Genomic DNA, 25,000 nt, shown 5'->3' with positions numbered 1-25,000 from the left:
TTTACTACTTGTCTTTACCTGCTTTTTATTGTTCGTAAAATTTAATCGAGGTGTTATGTAATGGAATTAGTAGAAGTAAAGCAAGAACTAGAAAAGATGGCGAAACGCCTTCAAGCATTTAGGGGGTCTCTTTGACGTCGAAACAAAACAAGCAAGACTAGATGAGCTTGAAGCGTTTATGTCAGAGCCAGATTTTTGGGATGACCAAAAAGCCGCACAAGTAGTAATTAGTGAAGTAAATGGTTTAAAAGAGGTCATTAATGAATTCAATGACTTAAATGATGGATATGAGAATCTTGAAGTAACATATGAGTTAGTTAAAGAAGAAAGTGACGATGAACTGTTTGAAGAATTAATCACTGAAGTAAAATCTTTAACAGGAAAACTGAATGATTTTGAACTTCAATTATTATTAAGCGAGCCTTATGATAAAAATAATGCAATTCTTGAGCTGCACCCAGGAGCAGGAGGAACAGAGTCTCAAGATTGGGGCTCAATGTTATTACGTATGTACACTAGATGGGCTGAAAAACGTGGTTTTAAAGTCGAAACTTTAGATTATCTACCTGGTGATGAGGCTGGTATTAAGAGTGTAACTTTAGCAATTAAAGGACATAATGCTTATGGCTATTTAAAAGCAGAAAAAGGCGTGCATCGTTTAGTACGTATATCTCCATTCGATTCATCAGGTCGTCGTCATACTTCTTTCGTTTCTTGCGAAGTAATGCCTGAATTCAATGAAGAAATTGAAATCGATATACGTACAGAAGATTTAAAAATTGATACGTATCGTGCAAGTGGAGCCGGTGGTCAACACATTAATACAACTGACTCAGCAGTACGTATTACACATGTTCCAACTAACACAGTAGTAACATGTCAAACAGAGCGTTCACAAATTAAAAACCGTGAACATGCAATGAAAATGTTAAAAGCAAAACTATATCAACGTAAAATAGAAGAGCAACAAGCACAACTAGATGAAATCCGTGGGGAACAAAAAGACATCGGCTGGGGAAGTCAAATTCGTTCATATGTCTTCCACCCATACTCAATGGTTAAAGATCATCGAACAAACACAGAGGTTGGTAATGTACATGCAGTAATGGATGGAGATCTTGATCCATTTATTGATGCTTACTTACGTTCTAAGATTTAATGTTGAAAAATGGGCTGATAAGATTGGGGGAAACTTCTTTCTTACCAGCCTTAATCTTTGGGGACAAAAGAGGTATATTTTATCATTGGGTTTTTTTGTAAATCCATCTTTTAACCTAAACATCTTCTAAGATAAGAGATGTTAATCTTTTATACTTTTTCTTTAAAGGGGTTAGGAAGGATTTTGCCTTACTAATGGTTGGAGTTAGATAAATCATATTTACTTTTAATGGGTTTTACAAATGGAAGAAAGTAAATTTTGCGTATATGTAATTAAATCTTATTGTATTTTTCATAATAAAAAATAGAGAGAGTATCCGATAAAAAGGATAAAAAATAGAAAAGTTGTCTGTAAGTGAGAAATGTTGAGGGGGATGGATTTGAAAAAGGTCAGATATTCTACTGCTCTAACTGTAGGGTGGGGAAAAACGTTTTTTGAATACTTTTTTGTATTAATTGGTTCTGCAATTATTGCTGTTGCATTTTGTGTGTTTTTATTACCGAATCATATTGCTTCTGGTGGGGTAAGCGGTATTTCGACGATTCTAAAGAGTACGATGGGATTTAATCCTGCATTTGTACAATGGGCATTTAATATTCCTTTATTTATAGCAGGTGTCATTTTCTTAGGTAGACAATTTGGAGCTAAAACATTAGTTGGAACAATCTTTATTCCACTTGTTGTTTATTTAGTTGATTTATACAATATAAAACCGGCAACTGATAATCCGCTTTTAGCATCAATTTTTGGTGGACTATTTATTGGTTTAGGTCTAGGGATCGTATTCCGTGGTAAAGCATCTACTGGTGGAACAGATTTAGCAGCTCAAATTGTTCATAAATATACTGGTTTATCACTTGGAATTTGTGTAGCCTTTATTGATGGATTAATCGTTCTTACATCTGCAATCGTGTTTAATCTTGAAAGCGGTATGTATGCACTAATTGCACTTTTTGTTACGAGTAAAACAATCGATTTAGTACAAATTGGTCTTGCTAGATCAAAAATGGCACTTATTATTACTTCAGAAGTGGAGCCTGTAACAACGGCAATTGTTCACCAATTAGATCGAGGAGTTACAAAGCTAACAGGTGTTGGTGGATATACAAATGAAGACCGTTTAGTATTAATGTGTGTTCTTGATCAAACTGAATTTTCTTCTCTACGTGATATCGTTCGGTCAGTTGATCGAAATGCATTCATTACAGTAGTAGATGCAACAGAAGTTCTTGGAGAAGGTTTCACAAATTTGACATAAAAAGGAAAAATAAATACTTTTATTAGTAGTAGACTATAGTTATGGGATTTTTAAAGGGGCGATGATTTTTGTGAAAAAGCTACTTCTTACTTTTATAACTGGTGGTATGTTGTTAACAATTACTGCATGTGGGTCAAATAATGATACAAGTAAAAATAATGATTCAGGTGCACCGGTATCGGTCGCTAATGGGGAAAAGTTATTTAAACAAAGCTGTGCTAGTTGCCATGGTGGAGAACTAGAAGGTATAATTGGACCTAGCTTAAAAAAGGTCGGAGCGAAATATTCTGAAAAAGAAATAGAAAATATTATCCATGATGGTAGAGGTTCAATGCCTAGTGGAGTGGTTCAAGGAAATGACGCGAAAAGTGTAGCGAAATGGCTTGCGACTAAAAAGTAAAATGTTTTAATAGAAAAAATTAAAGAAACAGACAATTTTCTGTTAATTAGAAAAGGTCTGTTTCTTTTCATTTTAGTTACATTTTTCCATATTTTGTTAAACTAATCCATTAATCGTTCGGAAATAATCTTGACTATTATTAAAATGTAACATAAATTTATCAATTTTGACATTTTTTAAGTGGTATAATAGAGGAGCTTAGCTGAAATTATCGAAATATGTAAATAGCAGGCGAAATAATAAGATCAAGTAAAGTTTAATAGAATTTCATCCAGAATGGATCTTATATAGTTTGATAGAAGAAAAAGGAACAAAAAAATAAGGAGAATGTCATGATTGAGTTAAAAGATGTATATAAGACTTATCCTAATGGTGTTCTTGCGGTAGATGGTATTAATGTAAAAATTCGCCAAGGTGAATTTGTGTATGTCGTGGGACCAAGTGGTGCCGGAAAGTCGACATTCATTAAAATGATGTATCGCGAAGAAAAACCATCAAAGGGTACAATCTTAATTAATGGAATTGATTTAAGCCATATGAAGGATAAAAAAGTTCCTTTATTACGTAGAAATATTGGGGTAGTTTTCCAAGATTATAAGTTATTACCGACTTTATCAGTTTATGAAAATATTGCATTTGCACTTGAAGTTATTGAAGAAAATCCGAAAACAATTAAAAAGAGAGTAATGGAAGTACTTGACCTTGTTAAGTTAAAACATAAAGCGCGATTCTTACCAACAGAGCTTTCTGGTGGTGAACAGCAACGTGTTTCGATTGCCCGTTCTATTGTAAATAAACCACAAGTAGTGATCGCCGATGAGCCAACTGGTAACCTAGACCCTGAAACTACTTGGGAGATTATGGATATATTTAAAGAAATCAATGATCGTGGAACAACTGTAGTAATGGCAACTCATAATAAAGATATCGTAAATACGATCAAGCGACGTGTTATTGCAATTGAAGCTGGAAAAATTGTACGCGACCAAGCGAGAGGAGTGTACGGTTATGAAAGCTAGAACTGCAAGAAGACATGTTCGTGAGGGTCTACGTAGTTTAAAACGAAATGGTTGGATGACGTTTGCATCAGTAAGTGCTGTTGCAGTCACTTTAATGCTTGTTGGCGTATTTTTAACCGTAATTTTGAATGTTAATCATATTGGAACAACGCTAGAAAAAGATGTTGAAGTACGTGTTTTAGTTGATTTAACAGCAAACAAAGAGCAACAAGCTACTTTAAAAGAAGAAATCAAAAAATTAGATCATGTAACTACTGTAAGGTTCTCGTCGAAAGATCAAGAACTAAACAATCTAATTAAAAGTATGGGAGAAGATGGGAAAGCATTCCAACTGTTTGAACAACAAAACCCATTAAATGATACGTATATTGTTAAAACAGATTCTCCAGAACAAATCGCACCAGTAGCCAAAAAAATTGAAGGCTTAAAATATATTGATGAAGTAATTTATGGTAAAAAACAAGTTCAAAAATTATTTAATGCAGTTTCAGTAGGTCGTAATATCGGTTTAGTACTGATTTTCGGACTATTATTTACTGCGATGTTCTTAATCTCTAATACTATCAAAATAACGATCATGGCAAGACGACGTGAAATTGAGATTATGAGATTGGTAGGGGCAACTAATAACTTTATTCGTTGGCCGTTCTTATTAGAAGGCTTACTGCTAGGTGTGTTAGGATCTGTTGTTCCGATTGTTTTACTATTAACTGGCTATAAGGTCATTTATAATATGTTAATGCCAAAATTAGCAGGAACAATGTTTACATTATTACCATTTTCACCGTTTGTGTACCAGCTATCTGCAATATTAATAGGTATTGGTGCAATAATTGGGATGTGGGGTTCTGTCATGTCAATTCGTAAGTTTTTACGTAAATAAGAATAAATTTTTAATTTATAGTTCTATTGTTTTAATAGTGTAATTCGTTTGATAAGCTCTAGTTCCCAATTTAACGTCTGTCTGAGTTGATACAGGTACTAGGGCTTTTCTATATACATATAAGGAGGGATCTTAGATGAATAAGAGAAAATCATCGAAAGTAATAACAATTATGTTATGCAGCTCTTTCATCATCGGTGCTATCCCATCCGTTTCTTTTGCTGAAAGTAAATACCAATCTGAAATTGACCGCATTAAAAAGAAGCGTAGTGAAGTTAAGGATAAGACCGATGCAACTAACAACAAAATTGCTGATATAAAGCATGATCAGCAAGAAGTTGTTGCGGAGCTTGAAAAACTTGATGCTCGGATGAGGCTGACTAAGCAAAAAGTTAACCAAACTGAAGATGCAGTTAATGATGGGAAAAAGCAAATTTCGAAACTAAAGGAAGAAATTAAGTTTATTGAAGAACGTATTAAATCTCGTGAAGAATTATTGAAAAACCGAATGCGATCTCTTCAAAAAGCTGGTGGAATGGTATCTTATATTGATGTCATTTTAGGCGCTAATAGTTTCGGAGATTTAATTCAACGAATGAGTGCCGTACAAATTATTATGAAGGCTGACGAAGATATTATTAAGCAGCAAAACTTGGACTTAAAAGAAGTTAGTGCTAAAAAAGATGATTTGACTATAAAACAAGCAAAAATTGAAAGAGATTTAGCGAACTTAAAGAGTCTAAATAATCAACTTGCAAGTCAGGTTAGCGAAAAAAACAAATTAATGGCTTCATTAAAAGCTAAAGAAAGCGAAGCTCATGAAGATGTTTTAGATTTAAAGGAACAAGATCAATTATTAGCAGGTCAGCAGGCTGCAATGCAAAAAGCTCTTGAAATCGCTAAGAAACAAGCTGCTGAAAGAGCTGCGGCAGAAGCAAGACGTAAAGCGGAGGCTAAACGTAAAGCAGAAGCTGCTGCAAAAAGTAAAAAGCCATCTACAAGTACAAGTCATTCAAGTGGAACTGGAAGCTCTAGTAGTTCAGGTACTTCTAGTAACTCAGATAGTACCGGTAGTTCTGATAATACACCAACCGTGTCTAGTGGAAACTTTACAAGACCAGCAAACGGTTATGTCTCTTCAGGATTTGGACAACGTTCGTTTGAGGGTGGAGAGTTCCATGAAGGTGTTGATATTGCTTCAGCGGGAAGTGTACCAGTTGTAGCAGCAGGCGATGGGGTAGTAATTCGTGCTTATGTTTCATCTACTTATGGTAATTGTGTATTTATTACACATAATATTGATGGACAAGTGTGGACGACCGTTTATGCTCATTTAGCTAGTTTTAATGTATCAACAGGACAAACTGTTTCAAAAGGTATGAAAATTGGTTATATGGGAAATACAGGTCACTCTACTGGACAACATTTACATTTTGAATTACATAAGGGTGAATGGAATTACGCTAAATCAAATGCAGTAGATCCTATGAAATATATTAATTTTTAATTTATTAGAAACCTATCCTAAAATATTAGGATAGGTTTCTTTCTTTATAAATCTCAATTTATAAAACTCACAATCCATGCCTACTTAAGTTAAGAGGAGTTTAAATTCAATTAGATTGTTCAACAGATTATAATAATTATAATTTGATATTGATTTTCATTATAAGTTAGATTAATATATAATTATTACTAGATTATAATAATTCTAATTAAGGAGAAATAACATGACAAATAACCGACTAACAACAAATCAAGGTGTGCCAATTGGAGATAATCAAAATTCACTTACAGCGGGAAGAAGAGGTCCAACTTTATTAGAGGATTATCAATTAATCGAAAAACTAGCTCATTTTGATCGTGAAAGAGTACCTGAGCGTGTTGTGCATGCACGTGGAGCTGGAGCACACGGTGTTTTCATAACTAAAAATAGTATGAAAAAATATACGAAAGCTAAGTTCTTACAAGATGCCGGAACAGAAACACCAGTATTTGCTCGTTTTTCAACTGTTATTCATGGATTACATTCTCCTGAAACATTACGTGATCCTCGAGGATTTGCTGTAAAATTCTATACTGAAGATGGGAACTATGATTTTGTAGGTAATAATCTACCTATATTCTTTATTCGTGATGCAATGAAATTTCCCGATATGGTTCATTCATTAAAGCCAGATCCTAGAACTAATCTACAAACACCTAACAGATATTGGGATTTCATGTCCCTAACACCTGAGTCAACAAATATGTTATTACATGTATTTTCTGATGAAGGTATTCCAGCGAACTATCGTCAAATGAGAGGTTCCAGTGTTCATGCATATAAATGGGTAAATGAATACGGCAATACAGTTTATATAAAACTTCGTTGGGTACCAAAGCAAGGAATTAAAAATCTTTCAATGGAAGAAGCTAGTGAAGTTCAAGGTAAGGACTTTAATCATGCAAGCCGAGATTTATACGACTCAATTGAAAATGGAGAATTTCCAGAATGGGACTTATATGTTCAAGTAGTAAATCCCGCAGATATGGATGATTTCGATTTTGATCCATTAGATCCTACAAAAGATTGGTTTGAAGATGTGATCCCTCGACAATTTGTTGGAACAATGATCCTTAATCGAAACCCTGAAAATGTATTTGCAGAAACTGAATCAGTTGGATTTAATCCAGGTGTGTTAGTTCCCGGAATATTACCATCTGAGGATAAGTTACTACAAGGAAGATTATTCTCTTATTCAGATACTCAAAGATATCGTATCGGGGCAAATTATTTACAACTTCCAATTAACTGTCCTTTTGCAAAAGTAGCAAATGGTCAACGTGATGGTCATATGCCTTTTAGTCAGCAAACACATCAAATTAACTATGAGCCAAATAGCTACGCTGATACGCCAAAAGAGAATGCTGATTATGTTGAAATAGCTCAGCCTTTAAGTGGTGTTTCTGAGCGCAAAAAAATAGAAAAAACAAATGACTTCGGCCAAGCGGGAGAAGTGTGGAATAGATATAGTAAAGCAGAGCAGGATGCTGTTATTAAAAATATTAGTGCTGATCTAGTTGATGTCGATGAAAAAGTTATGCTTCGTGCAGTTTGTAACTTCTATCGTGCAGATGCAGAATTAGGGGAGAGACTTGCCGGTAAATTAGGTATTAACCTAACGCCATACTTACAACATCTACCAAAATAATTAAACTCTTCTAATAAAAATTTATTAAATCGTGTTCTACTTGCAAACATAAGTGATACAAGCTTATCATATAATAGAACAGAAATGGCATCGCACTCTGTGTGATGCTTTTTCAAGTACATACACTATTTAATAGATTGGTACGTTCCTTTAGGAACGAAAAATAGGAGGTTCTGTATGAATCGTAAAAAAACGGCTTTACTTGCAACAGCAACATTTGTTGTTGGAATGGGGGTAGGTACATTTGCATTTAATGATGGAACAAGTACAATCGTTTCAAAATTCTCTGAGAGTAAAGAAGTAAAGGCTTCAGAAGATGAAAATATTGCTAAAATACAAAAAGCTTACGAAATTATTGCAAATCAATATGTGAAAAAGATTGATCCTGACAAATTAACTGAAGGTGCAATTCAAGGGATGGTAACAACTTTAGATGATCCGTTTTCTACTTATATGGATGGAAAGACAGCAAAACAATTCCATGAATCATTAGGTTCATCTTTCCAAGGAATTGGAGCGGAAGTTTCTAAAGACGGTGAAAAATTAATTATTGTATCTCCAATTAAGAACTCCCCAGCGGAAAAGGCTGGTCTGAAACCAAAGGATGAAATTTTATCAGTTGATGGTAAAAGTGTAAAAGGTTTATCTCAATATGATGCAGTGTTAAAAATCCGTGGTAAAAAAGGAACAAATGTTACGATTGAAATACAACGTCCAGGAGTTCCGGATCCAATTAAATTTACAATTAAACGCGATGATATTCCAATGTATACAGTATTTAGTTCAGTGAAGGACGTAAATAACGAAAAAATTGGTTATATTCATATTACCTCGTTTAATGAAAAAACAGCTGACGAATTTAAGAAAGAATTGAAAAAGCTAGAGGATCAAAATATCCAAGGATTAACAATTGACGTTCGAGGAAATCCAGGCGGGTACTTACAAGCTGTAGAAGGCGTTTTGGAAGAATTAGTTGTAAAAAATGAGCCATACTTACAGGTTGAAAATAGAAATGGCCAACGTGAAAAGTATTATACTAAACTAAATAAAGCAAAACCATATCCAATTGATGTATTAATTGATAAAGGAAGTGCATCTGCGGCAGAAATTTTAGCAGCGGCATTAAGTGAAGCAGGACATTATGAATTAATTGGGGAAAAATCTTATGGTAAAGGTACTGTACAATCTACATTAGATTTCAAAGATGGTAGCAATATTAAGTTAACACAATTTAAATGGTTAACTCCAGATGGTACTTGGATTCACAAAAAAGGTATTAAACCAGATGTTGCTGTAAAACAACCTGATTATTTCTACGCTACACCAATTGATAAAAAGAAAACATTTAAATTCGATGATAATGATGAAAATATTAAACAAGCCCAAATCATGTTAAAAGGTTTAGGATACGATCCAGGTCGTAAAGATGGATATTTCAGCAAGCAAACAGAAACGGCAGTAAAGAACTATCAAAAAGCGGTGGGGATTACTGTTAACGGTGAGATTGATCCTCTAACGTCAGAAAAACTTGAATCATCATTAATTGATAAAATTAAAGATGAAAAGAATGACCTTCAGTTAGAAAAAGCTTTAGATATGGTAGCTCAATAATACTACAAAAAGAGGACAACTTTTTATTGTCCTCTTTTTGTGCAAACATAGTAAAAAACTTGATTCTCAATTTAGAGAACAGAATTTATTTCGTCCTCATTTGACATAATTCCCGGGAAATAGATTTGAAATTACAATCCATGCAGGACTTTTAGTTTTGTATGTCGAAAGTACACTTTATGGAGAAGTGTGCTTTTTTATTGTTTTGTGGCATATTCTCTTTGAAAAAATATGAATAAACCGATAACATAAGTATATCAATCTATAATAATAAGGTGGTGAATGTTATGTGGTCAAATTTATTATCTGAACTACTAGTTGGATTAGGTAAACTATTTTTAAATCCATTTACTTATATATTTTTCATCGCATCAATTTTCTGTGGCAATTTACGTGTAAAACGAGAACGTAAGCATTTTTCGGTTCGAAATTTTAATGTAACGTTTGAGTGGAAAACTTCTCTATGGTATGGATTACTGATTGGATTAGTTCTTTCGGTTATCACATTGGTAGCTGGAATTAGCATTCCGGTTGAAATGGTTTATTTACTAAGTGTATTGACGATTATTTGTGCACTAATTTTACAATTCAGATGGATGTCTCCTGCTTATCTTTTTGGACTAGCATTAGTAGCTCTGCCATTACTAAATAGAGGGCAAGATTCATTACCTTTGTTAAAAAACTTAATACCTAATGATCTGAATGCGATGCTTCCTGCTATAACAATTTTATTGGCTTTACTTTTATTAGCTGAAGGAATTTTAGTTCAACGTAATGCTGCAAATCATACAACTCCTTTATTTATTGAGAGTAAACGTGGAAAAAGAGTAGGGGCACATGAGGCAAATAGATTATGGATGGTCCCATTATTTTTACTAATACCAAGTGGTTCAATCATTAGTGACTATTCATGGTGGCCAACACTTGCTTTAGGTGATAGTGGGTATTCGATTCTTTGTGTACCATTTGGAATTGGATTTTACCAGTTAATTCAAGGCATGCTGCCAAAGGAATCAATTAAGCTTGTTGGTAAACAAATAGTTGCTTTAGCAATTATCGTTTGTGCAGGTGGTATATTAAGTTATTTCATTGGTTTTGTAGCATTTGTAGCCGTAGCAATCGCAGTAGTGGGACGAGAAGCTATAAACTATATTCATAAAAATAAAGATATGAATACACCATCTTATTTTACAGTAAAATCAACGGGCCTAATTGTTTTAGGAATTCTACCAAACTCCGTAGCAGATAAAATGAACATTAAAGTAGGGGAAAGTATTACAAAAGTAAATGGACAAAATGTCTCTACTGTTAATGAGTTTTATGAAGCACTACAAATTAATCGTGCTTACTGTAAATTGGAAGTAGTTGATTTGAATTCTGAAATCCGTATAACTCAATCTTCAGTTTATGAAGGTGAACATCATGAGTTAGGATTTTTATTCCCAGAAGAAGAATCTAAATATAGTGGACAAGTCGGATAAGATTAGTAGGTTATAAGCTTTCATTTTTTACAATATAAAATTAAAAGGGACATATTCATAGCTTGAATATGTTCTTTTTTATACCGGTTTATAAGTCTAATGTAGGGGATATAGGTAGTATGTCATGTTTAACGTTTGTCTATATTTTGAGCTATCCGGATTAATAAATTTTAAAGTAGTGGAAGGGACGAATTCAATACAAATCAGTCCCTTTTGTATATTGTGTCTTATCTATTTTATCTAATGACCATTAATAAACATATCTCCAGTATGAACTGCTTTTTCATATTGTTTTGTCTTAACATAGTAGTTGTATAGCAATTTTGCATATTTAGTTGCATGTGTGACATGATGATGATTCTTAAAGAAAGGAAATGCAGTTTGTTCCATGTAACCATAATAATCTTCAATTTTTTTGTTAAAACGTAAAATAAGAAGGTTAAAGAGAATCTTGTATAAATCATTCATCGCCTTTTCGGAGAGAGTAAGTCCTTCATATGCTTCATTTAACAATTCATTCGTAGATAAAAGCTTCCCTTCTTCGGCATTATCAAGATAGTTGTATAAACGATTTAGGTAAGGTAATGATTGTTTATCGGCTTCTTCAACTGATTTTTTATAAAAAATATGAGCATTTTTAAAGTCTTGTTTCCAATAATACATTAGTCCTAAATTGTGTAGGATCAATCCTCTTTTATCTAAAAGACCTAAAGCTTCGCTATGTTCAATTAAACTCTCATACCTTTTTACAATTTCTTCAAAATCGAGTTGTGTACTGTCTTTTAATTGTACAAGCATCAAGGATTCAGCTAAAATTGCTCTTGCGTAATTATTTGTTTTATTAAAATATTTAAATGCTTTTTCGCCATAGAAATATGCCATAACTTTAGAGCGTGTCCAATGATAGGCTAGTCCTAGATGGTAGTAATATTCTTTATTTCTGTATTCCTCTAGATTGACCTTCTTTAATTCTTGTAAGGCAATTTGCCTATTTACATTTTCTAGACGGGTATATTGAGTTAAATAATATATTCCTTTGACATGATGGAATAGGTTCTTTTCAAAAGTTGACATAGGAGGAGAATCTTTTTCAATTCGTTTAATAATACGATCAGCTTTCTCAATGTTTTTACATAAAATAAAATAACGGGCTAATAAAAGCTGAAAATAGATTGCATAGTTAGATGCACTAATATAGTGAATGCTTTCTAATTCTTCTTTAATGACTATAATGTCCTTCATTCGCTCCAATATAATTGCGTTATGCCATTTTTGGAGCTTCTTTTCGATATTTTGAACAGCGGTTATCTCATTTTTAATGTCAATCTGAAGACGTTGAGAGAACAGTTGAATAATTTCTTCAGAATATCGAGTTTCCCCTCGTTCAATTCTACTTACATGGGTAGCGGTACAAATGTTTTTCCCTAATTCCTCTTGGGTTAATCCCGCTTTTTTACGATAAAATTTAATGATTTCGCCTTCAAGCATATGTTCTCTCCTTTTCTAATTCCAGTTGCTTAACTATGAAGTGTTTTGCGTCAATGCAAGACTACATTCTTACAATTTGCCAATGTTCATTTTGCAACGCAAATCTAAAAATCTAAGAAACTAGAAATTACAAAGACTTTGAAATACCTATTAATTTATAATAGCTACAATTTGGAAGTCAAATACTTTCGTTTCAAAATAAAAATAACACAATTTTTTAAGTGAAATTTCATGCTTTTTTAATATTAAATGAAATTTCCTTTCATTTTTCAATACCTTTTAGTAAAAAAATCCTACAAAATGACCAAAATTTCGATAAATAATAACACAATATGCTTTTTGCCTAAATGCGATTACTATTTAAATAGTGAGAATTTTTTAACTATATAGATAAAAGTGGGGGATGATGAATATGAAGGCAACAATATTGGTAAAGCACTCGGCAGTACTTGCCCTTTCAACAAGTCTGCTTATTTCACCTTTCAGTGCAAAGTCATATTTAACGGCAAAAGCAGCAACTTCTAAAGCTGAAGAAATTTTAGCCTCAATTACACCAGAGCAAAGAGAGGCACTAAAACAATTAGAATTAAACGATCAAAATGGGCTTCAAGGCTTTCAGGAAAGTGAATTGAATTCTGATAAAAACATCTCTGTCATTGTTCAATTTAAGTCAGATCCAAGTAATGTTGCAGTATTAGAAGCAGCAGTCGAAGGAAAGTCATTAACAAAAGCATCAGCACAAGCTCAGGTAGATAAAGAGCACAATACTTTCAAAGGGGACGTTGGAAAGTTTGTAAAAGTGAAAGAAAAGAAAAACGCTCCTGTTATTACAAAAACGTATAAAACAGCATTTAATGGTGCAGCGGTAACACTTCCTGCAAATCAAGTGAAAGAACTTTTGAAATCAGATGCTGTAAAAACGATTTATAAAGATTTAACGTTTAATGTTGATCCAATTAAAGAAGATGTCCCAACAGATGTTGCAAGTAAAACAACTACAACAGTAGATAGTATTCCTTATTTAAATGTGGACAAGTTACATAAAGAAGGAATTACAGGTAAAGGAGTTAAAGTTGGGGTATTAGATACAGGTATTGACTATAATCACCCTGAGTTAAAAGACGCTTTTAAAGGCGGATACGATTTTGTAGATAATGATAGCGACCCAATGGAAACTACATATAAGGACTGGCAGGCATCAAAGCAACCTGAAATGAATGGTAGTAATTCTTACTATACAGAACATGGTACACATGTATCTGGAACAATTGTAGGACAAAATAAAGGCAAAAATGGCGTATCGGTAGAAGGTGTTGCACCTAACGCTGATTTATATATGTATCGCGTGCTAGGTCCATATGGAAGTGGATCTACTGAAAATGTAATTGCTGGTATTGATAAAGCGGTTCAAGATGGAATGGATGTCATTAACCTTTCATTAGGAGCAGCATTTAATGATCCATATTATCCATCGAGCACGGCTATAAATTATGCAGTATTAAATGGAGTAACAGCTGTAGTATCAGCAGGAAACAGTGGATCTAAAGCTTACACTTTAGGCTCGCCAGGTACAGCTGCATTTGCTCTAACGGTTGGAGCTAGTGATGTTCCATCTTTAATTACAACATTTGATGGAAAAGTAGCAGGTGGATGGTCAACGGATTTAGTGAGTATGGCTAGAAGCTTCGCTGATACCTTTAATAGTTTAGAAGGAAGTTCTCTTGAACTAGTAGATGTAGGTTTAGGAACACTGAATGATTACAAAAATAAAAATGTTGCAGGAAAAATTGCTTTTGTTCAGCGTGGAAACTTTGCTCTAGTAGATAAAGTGAAGTATGCAAAGCAAAATGGAGCAAAAGCTGTCATTATGTACAACAATGTAGATGGCCATGTTGGATATAACTTAGGTGAATCAATGGAATATATTCCTGCATTCTCTATGACGAAGAAAGCAGGAGAAGAATTAAAAGAAAAAATTGCGAGCGGAAACAAGACATTTACCTTTACAAATCTAAAGGAAATCTCAACTGAGGGAGATAAACTAGCTGATTTCAGTTCAAGAGGTCCAGTTAATGGTAATTTCCAAATGAAGCCAGAGATTACTGCACCGGGTGTAAGTGTTCTATCTACGGTTCCTTCTTATATTGCAAATCACGACACACCGGAAGACTATAGATTTGCATACCAAAGAATGGATGGAACGTCTATGGCATCACCATTTGCAGCTGGTGTAGCCGCATTATTAATCGGACAGAATCCAAACCTTGAGCCATCAGACATTAAATCAATTCTAATGAACACTGCTGATCAACTAAACGGAGACTATAGCGTCTTTGAAGTAGGAGCAGGTCGAATCGATCCATATCAAGCTCTTCACACTCAAACAGAATTAAAAGTACAAGATGAAACATTAATTCCAATCGGCAACCAATTGGTAAAAGCAGAGAACGAAACAGGTGGTTTAAGTTTTGGTAAACAAGTTGTTAAAGATGAATCAGAAGTAAAAGTAAAGAAAGACATTGAGATTACAAATAATAGTGATCAAAAGAAAACATATGACGTAAAAGTAGTAGACAACGCAAATGGAAAGAATGGATTACAAGAGAACGGAATAGTTCTAGATATAGATAATTCGTTTAAAGTGGACAAAAACACAGTTAAATCAGTAAAAGCAAGCTTAACTGTTCCATCTACAGCGAAAAAAGGTTTTTATGAAGGGTATGTTTTAATTACAAACAATGAAGATAAAACAGAAGAATACCGCATTCCATTTAGTTTCAAAAAATCAGATGAAGGTTTTGATTCATTAAATTTATTAAGTCATGCGATCAGTCCTACATATTATAATCATGGGTATGACGGTTATCGCACAACAACAGCATTATTGAAATTCAATTTAGGTTCACCAATCAATTCACTAGATGTCATATTGCAAGACGGAAAAACGAATGAAGATTTAGGATTAATCGGTACACTTAACCTAGAAGGAAGACCAACGGATAATGACTACTTCCTTCAAGCGTTTAGTGGGGGGTATAACAAGTTTACGGGAGATAAAAAACACCCTATCTCTGATGAAACAACGATAGCTACACCTGGTCATTACAAATTAAAATTCGTTACTAATTTACCAAGTGGAAAACAAAAAATAAACTTTGATGATGTATTTATTGATATTGACACGCCTAAAGTGAAAAGTTCTTTAGACAGTGATTCACCTTTCATTGAGTACAAGCCTGGACAAAAAGCTTATCCATTTGAAATGGAAATAAAGGATGACGCTTTAAGCGAAATGCAGAACGCTGGTATTCAACTAGACGAAACATCGAACTTTGCAATTTATACGTATGGCTTCCCATTTCCAAATGGACCAATTAAAATGGACAAAAACGGCAAGTGGATAGATGAAGTTGATATGAATGAAGGAACTAAAGCACTTTCGTTCAACTTAATTGGTTACGATGCTGCTGGAAATCAAGCAAACTGGAAGGAATACTTCTTTGTAAAAGAAGGTACACCAGTTGCATACGCTAAACATAATGTAGAGCTAGCTAGATCAGGAGATATACTAACTGCATCATTAGTATTGGATAACTTGCAAGGTGTCAAAGAAGCAACATGGAATTTTGATGATGCACAAGCGGCAGGTGTTCCTTATGTTAATCTTGTAGAAGCTTCATTAACGGATAAATTTAAGGATAAAGCAACCATTCAAGTTACTGGTAATAAGGTTAAAGTAGTTTTTAAAGAAGCAATGATATTTGATCGTGCAGAAATCGTAAATGTAAAAGTAAAAGTACAAGATCAACTTTTCTATCCAATCGGTTATATTAACCCATCTGCTAATATAGTAGATGCTAACGGTCAATCAGTTAAGCTATTAAATGCAGGTAAACGATTCCAGTTAAAACCAAGATTTAATCGAGTACAAGGTAATATCATACCAGAAGGGTACCTAGTTGAAGGTCAATCGTATGCTGGATACCGTGATTGGACAAAAGTAGGTGCATCAATAAAAGTAACAAATGGAGCCTATATTCTAGACGGAACTAATTTAATGACAAGTGGTGGAAGGTTTGAGATTGAACCACTTCCTTTAAGCAACGATGCATACACATTTGAAGTGAATGTACCAGGGCACTTTATTACGAAGAAAACACAGAAATTCGGTTTTGAATACAAAGGTGCACTTTATGGTAAAGCCGATTCAATTAACATTGACCTAATTGGTGGGGACGTTAATCAAGACAACGTAATCGACGTTCAAGATGCACTTTACATTCAAACAAATTGGGGCACAAACAAACGAAGCGCTGATATTAACTTTGATGGAACTGTAGACAGAAAAGATTTTGCATTAGTAGAAAAGAATTATTTACAACAAAATCCATCTGTACAAAATGCACCAACACCAAAAACAATCTATAATAATCAAACATTAGAAACAATTAAGAGTCAATTAGGCTTATAATCTTAAATCCCAAAGAAACTACTATTAAATATTACTTAATAGTGGTTTCTTTTTTTTGTGGAGCTTTTATTTATTGAAGAAGGGCTATGAAATTCAGTAACTCATAAGGGGTTCATTAGCAAGTAAAAAAGGAAAAAGGTAAAAATAAATAACTCACAAGGGGGCATGGGAAGTAAAACGTAAAAAAAAGAAATTACCTTACTCAAATCGGTCCATGAGTAAGCATAAATTATAAGATCAAAACCCACTAATCTAGTGTAAAAAAAGACTAATTCAGTCGAATTAGTCTTTTGAAAATCACCATTCATTTGGTTCGTAATTTAATTCTCTAAATAACTGAGTTTTTTCTTTCTTAGATAAGTCTCTCCATTGACCTATAGGTAGATTACCTAGAGTAATATTCATAATTCGAGTTCTTTGTAATCGATAGACTTCATATCCAAGCGCTTCACACATGCGTCGAATTTGACGGTTTAAACCTTGTGTTAAAATGATTTGAAAATCGTACTTAGAAAGCTGTTTTACTTTACATGGTAATGTTTTCGTACCTAAAATTTTTACACCTTCAGACATTTTTGTTAAAAAGTCAGGAGTAATTGGTTTATCTACTGATACAATATATTCTTTTTCATGCTTATTTTCAGCTCGTAAAATTTCATTTACAATATCTCCATCATTTGTAAGGAGAATCAAACCTTCCGAGTCTTTATCCAATCTTCCAATATTAAAGATTCGTAGTGGATGGTTTACTAAATCAACGATATTCCCTTTAACACCTTTTTCAGTTGTACTTGTTATACCAACTGGTTTGTTTAAGGCAATATATACATGATTTCGAGCTAGTCTAATGCGTTCACCATTTACAATTACCTCGTCACCAGGTTCGACTTGATCGCCGACTTTTGCTACTTTACCGTTTAATTTAACTCTACCTTCACTAATTAACTTGTCCGCTGCACGTCTTGAAGCCTTTCCAGACTCACTAATAAATTTATTTAAACGAATGTTAAACAACCCCTTAAGTTCTAAATTATACTTTCAGAATAACATATTTCGCTTTTTAATGAGAATACCATCCGAATATAACTAAAAAGTACTTTTACATAATAGTTGTTTACTACTATTTTATCCACATTCTTTATATTATTTTCTAAATTATATAACAAAAATGATTTTTATTGACAGATTGTTAGCTCAATCGTATGATATTAAAAATATATTAATATTTTCTCATATAAACTTGAAAATAAGGTTCAAGAGTTTCTACCTAGCGCCCGTAAATTGCTAGACTATGAGGAAGAGCTCTGGATTTTTGTTTTCTACTCAATGTAAAACTGCCTGCTTTTTCTCATAGGAAGCGGGCAGTTTTTTTATTTTAATATAATAAAGGAGTCATCACATGTTTCAACTTAAAGAACGAAATACTTCATTTAAAATTGAAGTATTAGCTGGTTTAACTACATTTTTAACTTTGGCATACATCATTATTGTCAATCCCATGATTCTAAAGGATGCCGGTGTGCCATTTAATCAGGCATTTTTAGCAACTATTCTAGCCACAATTATTGGTACTTTAACGATGTCATTAATAGCTAATTATCCAATTGTTATTGCACCTGCAATGGGGTTGAATGCCTATTTTACTTATTCCGTAATTGGGGGACATAATCTCCCATATTCAGTAGGTTTTTCTGCCGTTTTTATTACTGGACTTTTATTTTTATTACTTTCTTTAACATCTTTCCGAACAAAATTAATTCAAGCAATTCCTGCTAACCTAAAGCATGCAATTGCAGCAGGAATTGGTTTATTTATTACCTTTATTGGTTTGCGTTTATCAGGTATTGTCGCAGATCATCCTACTAATCTAGTTCAAATTGGTGATTTTAGTTCACCAAAAGTTGCACTTACATTGATCGGTTTACTAATAACAATTGTATTTATGGCACTTAACTTAAATGGTGCGTTATTTCTTGGGATGATTACAACAGGTCTAATCGCATATTTTACAGGTCAGTTAAATTTTGCAAATGGTTTTGTTGCGATGCCTCATTTACCAAAAGGAATTTTAGTATATAACCCAATTGATTCAGTGAAAGACATTATTGAATACGGACTTTATAGTGTAATTTTCTCATTTTTACTTGTCATGTTATTCGATACAACAGGAGCTCTACTAGCGATCGTTAAACAAGCTGGCCTTATTAAAAATGGTAAGTTAGAAAAGGGAGGAAGTGCATTCGCTGCTGATTCAGTTGGAACAATTGTTGGTGCAATGTTAGGAACAAGCCCGACTGCAGCAACAGTGGAATCCTCTGCTGGTGTTGGTGCTGGTGGGAAAACGGGTTTAACATCATTAACTGTTGTAGTCCTATTTGTAATTGCAGCATTCTTTAGCCCAATGATTGGTTCAGTTTCAGAAGTTGCCTCAATTACGGCCCCTAGTTTAATTATTGTTGGCTGTTTTATGATTAAAAGTATTTCGGAGATTAAATGGGATGATTTTGAAGAAGCATTCCCAGCGTTTTTAGTCATCGTTAGTATGCCATTAACATCAAGCATCGCAAACGGTATTGCTTTAGGCTTTATTTCTTATCCAATAATGAAAATCGTAAAACGTAAATTTAAAGACGTTCATCCATTTGTTTATTTATTTGCAGTATTATTCCTAGTTCAGTTAGTATTTTTTGCACATAAATAATAGAAAACATAAAAAGCAGGTAAAGATTAAAGTCCTTTACCTGCTTTTTATTAACCTTAAATGTTACTCATATATCAACTTGCTTTATATTTTTCGTCACTTCTAATAGTCGATTTTAGTCTCCAATAGACAGGTAAACCAACAATTGAAATACCAATTGATACAAGTGCATCTATTGGTGCATTTATAATCGTACTAACGATGATGTAAAGTGTGCCTAATATTGCCACAATCGGAGTAATAGGGTACAAAGGCACTTTATATAATTTATTTCCACCTTTATCTTTTTTACGTAATATGAAGATTGCATAAAATGCTAGTCCATAATATAAGAAAACTGCGAATATAGCCATATCAGAAAGTCGATCTGGGTTCCAGAATATCATCATTGCTAATGCTAAAACGATTTGAAAAACTGTTGAGCCTACTGGTGTATTAAATTTAGGATGAATACTAGATAATACTTTTGAACCAGGTAGGAAGTTTCGTTCTGCCATCGCAAATGTAACCCTTGGGAATGTAAGAATTTTTCCATTTAGACAGCCAAAAATAGAAACTAGAATTCCGATGGCAAGAATTTTTCCACCGATACTACCAAATAATGAAGAAGCTGCCGCAGTAGCTGCATTAGGACCTAATTCAACAATTTTACTTGCAGATAAAACATGCAACATTGCGATATTAACAGAAAGATAAGCCAAAATAACAATAACAATACCAGAAATAATTGCCCTAGGAAGAGTCTTTGAAGGATTCTTCATTTCTCCTGCCATAAAGCCTACATTCATCCAACCATCATATGCCCATAGAGTCGCTAATACTGCTGCGCCCATACTAAGTGCTTGAGTAGAACTACCACTCTCTGCATTAAAAACTGATACGTCCCCTTGAAGGATACCAAAAACAGCAATTAAAATAATAGGAACTAGTTTACCTGCAGTAGAGATTGTTTGAATTAATCCACCAAGTTGAGTACCTAGTATATTTAGGCTACCAAGTAATATAATCGTGATAATACCAATAACTTTGCTACTTCCTTGAAAACCAAAAAAATCTGCCAGTAAAGAGCCAAAATAAAGACTAAGAGCACCCATAACAGCTGGTCCATAGACGAGGGTTTGTACCCAACCGCATAAAAATCCCCACTTCTCACCATAAACCTCTTCAATGTAAGCATATAATCCACCAGTTCTCGGGATTTTTACACTTACTTCAGCAATTGTTAATCCACTTGCTAGTGTAATAACACCACCGATAATCCACGCTAAAAGAGCCATAGTAGAGTTAGCAGTTGAAGACAGCACTATCCCAGGTTTCATAAAGATTCCAGAACCGATTACTGTACCGATTACTAAAGACGTTGATACGAAAAAGCCAATATTCTTCTTTAAATTTACTTCTTTTTCCACATTAAACTCTCCTTCCAGGACTATATTTATAAAATTAGAAAGATTATAGCATATTAAATTTCTAATCTATTTTTTTCTGAAAAATTAAAATTATTTCTTATGTAATTTTGAGAGGATAAGACCCATTAATTATGTTAAATCTTTCATAATATTTATTCATTATGACTAGAAAACAAATTGATAAAAGGTTATTAGTCGTAAATATCGAACACTATAATGTGGGTATTTCAGACCGATTTTTTAATTAAACATCGAATACATTATTCGAGAGGTGAAGACGTGGAAATTTTATTTGAACGTGTGATAGATAACATATACGTTTTAGCGGTATGGGATACCGAATGGAAGTCGTATAATAATTGCTATTTTATCATTCAAGAAAATGGAGTTACGATCATTGATTCAGGAAAAGGAAACCACTCTAAGTATCTTAGGAAAGCTCTGGGCGAATTAGGTAAAACACCAGAAGACGTCCTTCTCTTTTTAGCTACACATGGACATGAAGATCATATTGAAGGTTCTAGTATGTTTAAAAACGCTAAGAAATTTATCCATTCAAATGATAATGAATTAATTGATTCACTTGAATTAGCTCAATTTAGTAATGACCTGGAAGCTTTTGAAGTAATAAAGGAGTTTGAGTATGAATTAGTTGGATATCATACTTCAGGTTCAGTCGTTTTTTATCATCGCCCATCAAAAACAGTTTTTACGGGTGATTTTTTATGTTTCTTCGGTGATCCTTTATCAAAAGATGGACTAGTCTCTAAAGGAGAGTACCTTAGAAATGAATGGGTAAAATATTTAAGAGATGGTGGAGTATCAACAAAACACATAGATCAGTTTCTAAGTGGGCTAAAAAAAATAAATCAGTTTAATAGTCGTGTAATGTGTACCGGACATGGTGGTGTCCTAGTAGGAAATATTAAGGAGTTTATAAGTGAATTAATTAATATCGGAGTTCAATATAGTAAAAGGGTATCGGATTGTTGACCAATTAATCAGCGTTTTTATAAGAAGTAGTGTATAGAAAGCTTATTTGCACTTTAAAAGGTTAGAATGGAATATTCTTACCAATAATGAACTATATAGACTGTAAAAGGGTTTCTTTAAAATACCTAAAATTACTTTAAATGGGAGTGCATTGTAATGAGGTTAAAAACATTAATTGGGCTTTTATTAGGTTCATTTACAACATTCTTCATTTTAAGTCTCCTAAGTAATAAACTTACCAATAAAGAATACTGGTTTTATGCAATTATCTATCTTGTCTTTATGGTTTTAGCATACTTTGCAATTAACTTAATTCGAAAAGTTAAGTCATCAAAGAAGACTGATTCATTTTGAATCAGCCTTTTCTATTTATCTTTCCTATCATAAGAAAAATAAATGATGATAATATTGATAATAAGTAAATCTGATACTAGGAGATAGGATATGGATCAAATTCTTTTAGTTTTTATGGCGGTCGCTGAAAAAAGAAACTTTTCAAGAGCGGCTGAAGAGTTACATATGACTCAACCATCCGTTAGTCAGCAAATTCAATTACTTGAGAAGCAGATCGGTGCAAAACTTTTAATTAGAACAAATAAATATGTTCAGCTAACGAAGGCTGGAGAAATCGTCTATTTGCATGCAAAGGAAATAACTAGTTTATACAAACGTATGTCGACACTTGTAAATGACCTGATGAATGAGGCTAGTGGTCATCTTAAAATAGGTGCAAGTTATACTTTTGGTGAATATGTATTACCGCAAATTTTAGCGGAAATGAAGAGACTTTTCCCCAATGTCATTCCATCAGTACAAATAGGGAATACTCGAGAAATTGTTCAGGCAGCATTAAGTTATCAAATTGATATTGGCATAGTTGAAGGAGAAGCGACTCACACAAATTTAAATATCCAGCCTTTTGCAAATGATGAAATGTATATTATAGCTGGAACAAAGAGCGAAATATTCGCTATTGAAGCCGTGACATTGAATCAAATTGAAAATGAAACTTGGATTGTTAGGGAAGAAGGTTCTGGAACAAGGGAAGCGACTGAACGATTATTTGAATTGTTAAAGATACGTCCTAAAAATATAATTGAATTCGGTAGTACACAATTAATTAAAGAAGCTGTAGAAGCTGGCATGGGAATTACCTATCTATCTGAGCTAGCAATAAAAAAAGAAAAGCAGTTAAATACCATTGATTACCTAAAGGTAGAGGGGACACCTATTCAACGGAATTTTTCAATTATCACAGATAAAATCGAACTACAAACAAAATCGATGGAAATATTTATTGAGTTAGTTAAGAAATATTACGAGAAATAAAGTAGAAATCCTTTTTTTATTAATATGAACATATAGTTAAACGATAAGTGTTCAAACGATAAAAAGATAAAGGATAATCAAAATGACGGTCAAAAAACAAAAGGGTAAAACAGTCTTAATTACCGGGCCAACGGAAGGAATCGGCTATGAGTTAACTAAATTATTTGCAAAGGATCATTTCAACTTAGTTTTAGTTGCTAGGAATAAAATGAAATTAGAAGAAATGGCTAATTCTTTGAAGAAGCAGTTCAATATAAAAGTACTGGTTATTACAGAAGACCTTTCTAAAGTAAATTCTGCTAAGTTAATTTTTGATCAAGTTACAACATCCCAAATGGAGATTGATATTCTAGTTAATAATGCTGGGGTTGCCCTATATGGAGATTTTGATCAGACTGATTTAAATAAAGAATTAAAGATGATTCACTTAAATATTGTTACTTTAACAGAGCTAGTAAAATACTTCTTACCCAAAATGCTTCAAAAAAAATCGGGACATATTATTAATATTGCGTCTACTTCAGCTTTTCAACCAGGGCCAAAAATGTCTGTCTATGCAGCTTCAAAGGCTTATGTATTATCATTTAGTGAAGCTCTTTCTGAGGAATTAAGACATTCAGGAGTTACCGTAACAGTTGTTTGTCCAGGACCTACTAGAACGGGAATTATAAATTCATCTGGTGGGAATCATTCAAAACTATTTAAAGGTAAAATTATGAACCCCAAAAAAGTTGCAAAGTTGACTTATGAGGCAGTTAGTATGAAGAAAACTGTGGTTGTTATAGGTATAAAGAATAAAATTTTAGCTCAATCCGTTCGATTCATTCCACGATCACTCGTTAGAAGACTTACCAAAAAACTTTTAGATGAGAGATAAAAAAATACAGTCTAATAATTAGGCTGTATTTTTTAGTTTCTATTAAATTACGCATTACCCATAATAATCTGTTCAAGTGTATTTGCTACATCTTGTGCACTATCAGAAACTGCTTCTAGCATCTCATAAATCTCTTTGAACTGAATAATTTTAATTGGATCTTTTTCATTTTTAAATAGCTCTTTAATGGAAGTACGTAATAACGAGTCACACTGTGACTCATAATCTTTTACTTGGATTGCGTGTACGCGCATTTCTAATAATTTCTTCCTTGAAAGTAACTGAATTGCTTTTAATATTTCATTGGAAGCACTGCGTATATTTTTAACAAACTTCACCATAAATTCATCTATTTGAACGATGGAGTACATTTCAAATGTTGCTGAACATTGCTCCATTCCGTCGAGTACATCGTCCATTTTATTAGCAAGTTCTAGTATATCTTCACGTTCAATTGGTGTAATAAATGTTTTATTTAATTCAACAATAATTTGATGAATATATGTATCACCTTTTGTTTCATAAGCCTTCATTTTTTCAGAGAATGTTTTTAAATCGGTAGCATTTTTTATTTTAAAGTCATCAAAATAAATCGAACATTCATTCAAATTGTTTGCAATATTTAAGAGCATTTCAAAGAATGTATCATTTTTTTTACCTAGTCTCAAGTATGGTTCCTCCTAAAATACAGATTGATTCAAACCCTTACATTATGTTGCTCAAGAGA

Annotated in this window: 19 protein-coding genes and 1 riboswitch; of the genes, 15 read left to right on the top strand and 4 right to left on the bottom strand. The window is 33.2% G+C overall.

Annotated features, from left to right (window positions below; genetic code table 11):
• The first annotated feature begins 60 nt into the window (after positions 1–60).
• The 9 genes from prfB (at position 61) to RAH41_RS12450 (ending at position 11,005) form a co-directional block, all read left to right on the top strand.
• Positions 61–1,159 (top strand): peptide chain release factor 2 gene (prfB, locus tag RAH41_RS12490; protein WP_331222803.1). Its coding sequence is split into 2 segments (ribosomal slippage): positions 61–123 and positions 125–1,159, totalling 1,098 coding nucleotides; the frame shifts between segments, so codons are not numbered across the junction.
• A gap of 373 nt (positions 1,160–1,532) precedes the next feature.
• Complete coding sequence (locus RAH41_RS12485) at positions 1,533–2,417, top strand: YitT family protein (protein WP_331222802.1); 885 nt, start codon at positions 1,533–1,535, stop codon at positions 2,415–2,417.
• Positions 2,418–2,487: 70 nt separating this feature from the next.
• Entirely contained in the window at positions 2,488–2,817 is a 330-nt protein-coding gene (gene cccB / locus RAH41_RS12480) for a cytochrome c551 (RefSeq protein WP_419471598.1), read from the top strand.
• Positions 2,818–3,149: 332 nt separating this feature from the next.
• Positions 3,150–3,836, top strand: a complete 687-nt coding sequence (gene ftsE / locus RAH41_RS12475; protein ID WP_331222800.1) for a cell division ATP-binding protein FtsE — start codon at positions 3,150–3,152, stop codon at positions 3,834–3,836.
• Positions 3,826–4,719: a permease-like cell division protein FtsX gene (ftsX, locus tag RAH41_RS12470; RefSeq protein ID WP_331222799.1), complete on the top strand. Its 894-nt coding sequence runs from the start codon at positions 3,826–3,828 to the stop codon at positions 4,717–4,719. Before ftsE ends, ftsX begins: the two co-directional genes overlap by 11 nt.
• Before the next feature lie 136 nt (positions 4,720–4,855).
• Positions 4,856–6,226 (top strand): murein hydrolase activator EnvC family protein, encoded by a 1,371-nt coding sequence (locus RAH41_RS12465; RefSeq protein WP_331222798.1) that lies wholly within the window; start codon positions 4,856–4,858, stop codon positions 6,224–6,226.
• A gap of 223 nt (positions 6,227–6,449) precedes the next feature.
• Positions 6,450–7,913, top strand: coding sequence for a catalase (locus RAH41_RS12460; protein ID WP_331222797.1), 1,464 nt, complete (start codon positions 6,450–6,452; stop codon positions 7,911–7,913).
• A 177-nt stretch (positions 7,914–8,090) separates the two neighbouring features.
• Positions 8,091–9,524 (top strand): S41 family peptidase, encoded by a 1,434-nt coding sequence (locus tag RAH41_RS12455; protein ID WP_331222796.1) that lies wholly within the window; start codon positions 8,091–8,093, stop codon positions 9,522–9,524.
• A 287-nt stretch (positions 9,525–9,811) separates the two neighbouring features.
• Complete coding sequence (locus RAH41_RS12450; RefSeq protein ID WP_331222795.1) at positions 9,812–11,005, top strand: PDZ domain-containing protein; 1,194 nt, start codon at positions 9,812–9,814, stop codon at positions 11,003–11,005.
• A 240-nt stretch (positions 11,006–11,245) separates the two neighbouring features.
• Here the strand turns inward: RAH41_RS12450 and RAH41_RS12445 are convergent, their stop codons facing one another.
• Positions 11,246–12,493: a helix-turn-helix transcriptional regulator gene (locus tag RAH41_RS12445; protein WP_331222794.1), complete on the bottom strand. Its 1,248-nt coding sequence runs from the start codon at positions 12,491–12,493 to the stop codon at positions 11,246–11,248.
• 412 nt (positions 12,494–12,905) lie between these two features.
• Between RAH41_RS12445 and RAH41_RS12440 the strand changes: the two genes are divergently transcribed.
• Positions 12,906–16,964 carry a S8 family serine peptidase gene (locus tag RAH41_RS12440; protein ID WP_331222793.1) on the top strand — a complete coding sequence of 1,353 codons (4,059 nt, stop codon included), beginning with the start codon at positions 12,906–12,908 and terminating at the stop codon, positions 16,962–16,964.
• Between the two features lie 297 nt (positions 16,965–17,261).
• Here RAH41_RS12440 and rluF read toward each other — a convergent pair whose 3' ends face one another.
• Positions 17,262–17,978, bottom strand: a complete 717-nt coding sequence (gene rluF / locus RAH41_RS12435) for a 23S rRNA pseudouridine(2604) synthase RluF (RefSeq protein WP_331222792.1) — start codon at positions 17,976–17,978, stop codon at positions 17,262–17,264.
• 196 nt (positions 17,979–18,174) lie between these two features.
• Positions 18,175–18,276, top strand: a riboswitch (purine riboswitch).
• Between the two features lie 87 nt (positions 18,277–18,363).
• On the opposite strand from rluF, the gene RAH41_RS12430 reads away from it, so the two are divergent.
• Entirely contained in the window at positions 18,364–19,665 is a 1,302-nt protein-coding gene (locus RAH41_RS12430; RefSeq protein ID WP_331222791.1) for an NCS2 family permease, read from the top strand.
• 74 nt (positions 19,666–19,739) lie between these two features.
• Here RAH41_RS12430 and RAH41_RS12425 read toward each other — a convergent pair whose 3' ends face one another.
• Complete coding sequence (locus RAH41_RS12425) at positions 19,740–21,074, bottom strand: APC family permease (protein ID WP_331222790.1); 1,335 nt, start codon at positions 21,072–21,074, stop codon at positions 19,740–19,742.
• A 279-nt stretch (positions 21,075–21,353) separates the two neighbouring features.
• Here RAH41_RS12425 and RAH41_RS12420 point away from each other — a divergent pair, with 279 nt between their 5' ends.
• The 4 genes from RAH41_RS12420 to RAH41_RS12405 all read left to right on the top strand — a co-directional run bounded on the left by RAH41_RS12420 (position 21,354) and on the right by RAH41_RS12405 (position 24,273).
• On the top strand, positions 21,354–22,067 hold the full coding sequence (locus tag RAH41_RS12420; RefSeq protein ID WP_331222789.1) for an MBL fold metallo-hydrolase: 714 nt from the start codon (positions 21,354–21,356) through the stop codon (positions 22,065–22,067).
• Between the two features lie 156 nt (positions 22,068–22,223).
• The gene (locus tag RAH41_RS12415; RefSeq protein WP_331222788.1) at positions 22,224–22,421 is read left to right on the top strand and encodes a hypothetical protein; all 198 of its coding nucleotides are present in this window, start codon (positions 22,224–22,226) and stop codon (positions 22,419–22,421) included.
• A 90-nt stretch (positions 22,422–22,511) separates the two neighbouring features.
• Positions 22,512–23,396 (top strand): LysR family transcriptional regulator, encoded by an 885-nt coding sequence (locus RAH41_RS12410; RefSeq protein ID WP_331222787.1) that lies wholly within the window; start codon positions 22,512–22,514, stop codon positions 23,394–23,396.
• Between the two features lie 82 nt (positions 23,397–23,478).
• Entirely contained in the window at positions 23,479–24,273 is a 795-nt protein-coding gene (locus RAH41_RS12405) for an SDR family oxidoreductase (RefSeq protein ID WP_331222786.1), read from the top strand.
• 47 nt (positions 24,274–24,320) lie between these two features.
• Here the strand turns inward: RAH41_RS12405 and RAH41_RS12400 are convergent, their stop codons facing one another.
• Positions 24,321–24,905 carry a DUF47 domain-containing protein gene (locus RAH41_RS12400; protein WP_331223038.1) on the bottom strand — a complete coding sequence of 195 codons (585 nt, stop codon included), beginning with the start codon at positions 24,903–24,905 and terminating at the stop codon, positions 24,321–24,323.
• Between the last annotated feature and the right edge of the window lie 95 nt (positions 24,906–25,000).

Origin of the sequence: Gottfriedia acidiceleris (assembly GCF_036421055.1) — a bacterium.
In the GTDB taxonomy this organism is placed as follows: domain Bacteria; phylum Bacillota; class Bacilli; order Bacillales; family Bacillaceae_G; genus Gottfriedia; species Gottfriedia acidiceleris_C.
Note: the sequence above shows the minus strand (reverse complement) of the source record. Positions and strands in the feature narration are given on the sequence as shown.